The organism is Streptomyces sp. NPDC048419 (assembly GCF_043200415.1).
GTDB lineage: Bacteria > Actinomycetota > Actinomycetes > Streptomycetales > Streptomycetaceae > Streptomyces.
Genome location: NZ_JBICXT010000089.1, coordinates 1 through 5,423 on the forward strand (window position 1 = coordinate 1; position 5,423 = coordinate 5,423).

The window sequence follows — 5,423 nt, forward strand, 5'->3', positions numbered from 1 at the left end:
TCACCGCCACATCGGTGACCCTCCCGGCGGCAGAACGCGGACAGAAGACCTCCGCCAGCGTGTCCGCTTTCGACTGCAACCCGCTGCGCTGAGACCAGGACCGCAGATGGGCCGCCACCGCCGAGACCACCCCGAAGACCCTGCCACGCTCCGGCTCACACAGCCACAACCGGCCGGCACCCTCCGCCACGACACACAGACCGGCCACGGCGCCCCGGAACCGACCGAATCGAAGGCGGCCGGCCTCCACGACCCGACGTTGCGCCTGCCCCCCCAAGGACCCATACCCAGGGATCCGCCCGTTCCTGAGACCCGGCTTGATCCCAGGCAGATGCCTGCTCCGGTGCCCCCCCTCGCCGAAGCCGAAACCATCACGTCGCCCCAGGCTGCAACGACACCGCCGCCCGAGGACTACCAGAGCGCGACCCTCCTCGACCCCGACGTATGGTCCACGTCCAGCCAGTCGGCCCCCACCGCAACCAGGGAGGACCTGCACCGTTACGGTTCCAACATCCCCCCGCAGGCAGCAGCCACCTGGCACGGCACCGCGCCCACTCCACCACGGCCCAATCAGCAAAAGCGCAAACGCCGGCGACTGCTGCTCTTGCTGTTGATCGTGCTCTCGGTATTTGCCTTCCTCGCCTGGCAGCGCGACGCCCGGCCTGGTGCCGTCACCGGGGTGAGCGTCCATACCGACGGTGCCGGGCCCCATTGCAACGGCACGGCCCACATCATCGGTGTGGTGGAGACCGATGGCGGCGCCAGCGAGGTCACCTACCGTTGGCGCCGCAGCGACCGCACCGACTCCGGAGTGATCAGCCAACACGTGCCCGCGGGCCGCCACAGGACCGAACTCCCGCTGAACTGGACTTTCCAGGGCCATGGCACTATGCAGGCCACCGCCACCCTCGAGATCCTCACCCCCACCTCAACCTCAGCCTCCGTCACCTTCCCCTACACCTGCAGGTGAGGCCCAGTTCCTGAACGCAGGGCCTGCATCCCGCTCTCCGCCACCGCCGTACAAGGTGAGTGGTAATCCGTAATCCGGCCGCGCACCGGCCCGCCCGGGGAGAAAGACTCGGTGGCCTACAGCCCGCCGCTGCTCACGCCCCTCCTGCGCGGCAGGCGTTTGGCCATGTTTGACAGGCAGTCGCCCGCTCCTCGTGTGTTGGAGGAGCCGGGGCCACGTGCGGCTAGGCATGGTGATGGGCAGTGTGGTGTGTGGGTGGACCAGCCTTGTCTTGGTGCGCAGGCGCTCTGGTAGCGGGTGCACACGGTCTTCCACGGCCCCAGCAGGTCTCGTCCGGAGACCCCCGTCCGGCCCCTGTCAGCTAGACCCGTCCCGCTCCGGGTCAGTGAGTCCACCATGATCCACCGTTCGATGTTCAATCAGATGGACCCTAAATCTAAGGGGTGTTGCTTAGGGATCCTCCCAAAGACATCCACCGCAGAAGACGGAAGACTAGCCACAGAATCCCGGACACCGATACGTCGGTGACAGATGCATGCTGGAGTGCTGCTCCGCTGCGTCTGGAGTCTTTCGAAGATCCGTCGCCGTATCGAGATCTTCACAACACGCCGCGCCCAGCAAGGACATCTGTGATTGTGACACCGCCAGTTATCTCCTCAGCCCGGACCATGCAGCCCCCCAGAAGCTGGGAGGCTGTCTCCTTGGCAGAACGTTCGCTGGTGGCGAGTAAGACATGGCTGCCATTGCGGCCGCTGAAGAACCGGGAGTGTGGGGGCGTACTGCCAGCTTCCTGAGGTGGTGGGTAGGAAGCGCTGTCCGCGAGAGCGTTGTCCAACTTGCTGAACCAGGTGCTCAGCCGTCACAGGCATCCCTACACATCCTACCGACGACGCAACGAATTCTCCTCGGCGAGCCCTGAGCACCGAGTTACGCACATTCTGCCGTCCGTGGTCGGGAATAGCCCTTGCCCTACAGGAGTCGTCATGGCGCTCTGCTCAAGATGTCCCCTTCCAGGGTTTCATTGCGCCTCGCCCAGCCGTACCGTGGACCTTCTGTTTCTGTCGGTGATCGAGGAGAACTACTCCGTAGCAGAGGACAGATCTTTGTCGATTCTCGCGGAACGGGGCGATGCGCTGGACCCCGACTCCGGTAACGGGCTGTAAGGCGATGAGTCGAAACATTTCTGTGGGTGAACTTCTCTCCTCCTGTGTATCGGTGGGTCAGGTGGGACGCAGGGTTGAGTCAAAGTTGGTGCGCGGGAGCCAGGGCATCGACCGCCTACCGGTAGGCGGTCGCTGACGCCGATCAGTAGGACTATGAATCAGCTCTGATGTCCGCGCGCATTTGAAGTGGTAGCTGTATTCACCGCCGCTAGATGGTGCTTGCTCATCAACTGTCCCTGGTCCTCCGCGGCGTTGAGCTGGTGGACCATGTCGTCAAGGTTGGTGAAGTAGATGGAGTAGCCCGCCCGGCAGGCCGCAACCGCGAGCGCGGCAGCAATGATGTTCCTATGGTCCGTAAAGGGTGGGAGTGGGGCGGGGGAGGTCCCTCATGAGTCCTCGAGGGACATGAATCTTTGGGTCAGGCGCCTGGGGTGTGGTTGCGTCCAGGGAAGTGGTGTACGGGTTCGACCTGATCCGGGGGTTTGCTCCGGCACCGGGATGGTGCCCGCATAGATGAACGGCCCCCGGCTGATCTTCGAAGTGTCGAAGCCTCGAAGGAGATCAGCACGATGACCGCACCAGACAGTCTGCCCCTGCACGCCCTCGCGGAGGACAACCTTGCCGCGGCGAGTCCGGATCTGCTGCGTGCGATGGTCAAGTCGTTCGCCAACGCGCTCATGTCCGCGGAGGCGGATGCCCTTTGCAACGCCGAAATACGGGCAGGTCAGCGACGAACGCGTCAACCACCGCAACGGCTATCGCCCGCGCGAGTGGGACACCGGTGCGGGAACGGTCGAACTCTCCATCCCCAAGCTGTGTCAGGGCAGTTACTTCCCGCACTGGCTTCTGGAACGCAGGCGGCGGGCTGAGCAGGCTCTCATCAGCGTGGTCGCGACCGCGTGTCTGTTGGGCGTCTCCACCCCGCCGAGTCGAGAAGCTCGTCGAGAGCCTCGGCGTCACCTGCCTGTCGAATTCCCAGGTGAGCGTGATGGCCAAGCACTTGGACGAGGAGGTCGCCGCGTTCCGCAACCGGCCGCTGGACGCCCGGCCCGTATGCGTTCGTCTGGGTCAACGCGCTCACCCAGAAGGTCCGTGAGGGCGGCTGGATCATCAACGTCCAAGCTGTTGCCTGCATTGGCCGGCGAGGGCGGATTGGGACCGGCGGTGGGCGCCTCGGGTTGAGTGTGGTCGCTTGGCTGTCGAATCCCCGGGTCCTGACGTGGTGCGGTGGATTCGAGCAGTCGGAAGAGTTGTCGTGCGACGATTGGTGACCTCGCCCTCCAGAGCCGACTCCAGGAGTCGCTTGGTGAGCTGCTGCAGCAGGCTCCCTCGCCGGTCAGCTGCAGGCCCTCGGCCTGGGCCCGGCCCACCAACTCCTCGATCAGCTGGTCATCCACCGCCGCGTTCACCGGCTGCGGCGCGGCTGTCCTGAACTCGCTTCCAGAGGACGGCCGTTACTCGTCATCAGTGCATCTTCCACGATCGGGAGTTGCACCGTACTCTTGGCACTGTCTCACATTCGGTGGTGACGGGGCGTTCTGCTATCCGAGGAGGATCGGGTGGCGAAGCAGGGTGAAGCCTGCTCGTCTATGCATCTGGCGCGCGATCCGCTTGGTCTTGGTGTTGACGCCCGGCGGCCCTGGGCGCCGCCGCTCTACCGCTAGGCATACCGGCCAGGGATCAACGAGGCATCCGCCCTGCGCCGACGAACGCCAACACTCACCTGCTGAGTGGTGGCGGTCTCGCGGGCGCGAACGCCGCGCGATCTACCAGTGGGCGTCGAGGCCCGGCAATAATTGGGCGTCCGCCCGGCGTCCACAGGACCGCCACCACCACGAGTGCCAGGACCGCACACACGGTCTACGTTGAGGCGTCACCGGCCCGGCTGCCCTGAGATGTCACGATCCGGCACTCGAACATCCCGAGAAGCACCGCTCTCCCGGAACGCTCATAACAAGGGATTAGGGATCGACAAGGCTGGCGCGGTACTTGGGGACGCGGAGCATGCGCTCGGGCCGGTCGGCGCGGGCATAGCGTTTGACGGTGTTCAGGGCCAGTTGCAGGCGGCGGGCGCATTCGAGCAAGTCGACACCCTTCTCGAGCAGGGCGTGGACCTGGTGCCGGCGTTCCAGGGTGGTCTGTGCGCGGGGCCCGTCATAGACGGGTGCGTCCAGTACTGCGGCCCAGCACGTGCTGTGCGCCTTCACCTCGCTCAGCGCGGCTTCGCACAGGTTGTGCCACACATGCCAGCGGTCCGCGACCTGCGCCGCGCCGGGCAGGGCGCGGCGGATGGCCTCGGCGTAGGTGGCCGAGCCGTCACGGCACACGATCTCGACGCCCGGATGCTCGCCACGATTCCAGGGTATCGGCGGTGGGTCGGGCAGCGCATCGATGCGTTCATGGGTTTCGGCGTCGATCACCACGGTGGCATAGCGGTGCCGCTGGCGCAGAGCGAAGTCGTCGACGCCAATCACGCGCGGTGTCCGCGCGGTGGGCAGCGGAATGCGCAGCAGGGTGCGCAGGGCCGTGTGACGCGAGAGGGCCGCCGCGAGTGTCGCCAGCAAACGAGCTCCCGCCCGGCCCGCTAACTCCTTGACCACGGCCTTGACTTGCCTGGTCAGGCGGGCTGTGCGGCGCTGGTATCGCTCCAGCACTCCGGGCATGCTCGCGGAAGGTCTGCCGGCAGCCGCGCGGGGGACATACCAACCGACGCACCCGCACACGGACCACCACCCGCCGTCCGTCGACCGGTGCGTCAGCCACCGTCCGCAGTTGATAGCTGTGCACCCGCTCCGACGCCGCCACGCACACCGGACACACTGCGGCGTCCCGCGGAGTCCGCGCCTGCACCAGGATCCGTTCACCCCCGCCGGCCACATCCTCGATGACCAGCGGGTACAGCCCCGAAAACACTGTCTGCACAAGCTCGTTGACATCCTCCACACGAGTGTCAGCGACCCTCACGACTCTCCGTCACCACCGAATGTGAGACAGGACCGTACTTCTTATAGTCCCGCTGGTAGTTGATGGTGACTACGTATTCCTGGACCGGACGCTCATGGACTACCAACGACTTGAGCAGGAGCTCGGACCTGGCATCGCGTCGATCAACGGCGCGAATTCATCGACCACCCGCAGATGCCGACGACCGGCACCTTCCCGCTTCCACGAAGAAGGCGATGGGGAAGATTGTTTGGGGTGGGTCCCTAATGCCGGGGCCGTCGTGGGCGCGTAGACCTGGGGTACAAGGACGCGCCGAACGGAAACGGGTCGGTGCGCGATCCGCCTCC

At 65.6% G+C, this 5,423-nt stretch carries 1 protein-coding gene and 4 pseudogenes; 2 read left to right on the forward strand and 3 right to left on the reverse strand.

The genetic code is table 11. The features are described 5' to 3' along the window. Positions 1–331 precede the first annotated feature (331 nt). A complete protein-coding gene (locus ACGFYN_RS47685; RefSeq protein ID WP_393872220.1) occupies positions 332–970 on the forward strand; it encodes a hypothetical protein in 639 nt (212 codons plus the stop codon). A 1,381-nt stretch (positions 971–2,351) separates the two neighbouring features. Here the strand turns inward: ACGFYN_RS47685 and ACGFYN_RS47690 are convergent. Further along, positions 2,352–2,471: pseudogene (locus tag ACGFYN_RS47690) on the reverse strand (ATP-binding protein); the annotation flags it as partial. 231 nt (positions 2,472–2,702) lie between these two features. Between ACGFYN_RS47690 and ACGFYN_RS47695 the strand changes: the two are divergent. Then, a pseudogene (locus ACGFYN_RS47695) lies at positions 2,703–3,272 on the forward strand (transposase); the annotation flags it as partial. Between the two features lie 124 nt (positions 3,273–3,396). On the opposite strand, the pseudogene ACGFYN_RS47700 reads toward ACGFYN_RS47695, so the two are convergent. Then, positions 3,397–3,542: pseudogene (locus ACGFYN_RS47700) on the reverse strand (IS256 family transposase); the annotation flags it as partial. 555 nt (positions 3,543–4,097) lie between these two features. Beyond that, positions 4,098–5,046 (reverse strand): annotated as a pseudogene (locus tag ACGFYN_RS47705) (ISL3 family transposase); the annotation flags it as partial. Positions 5,047–5,423: the final 377 nt, after the last annotated feature.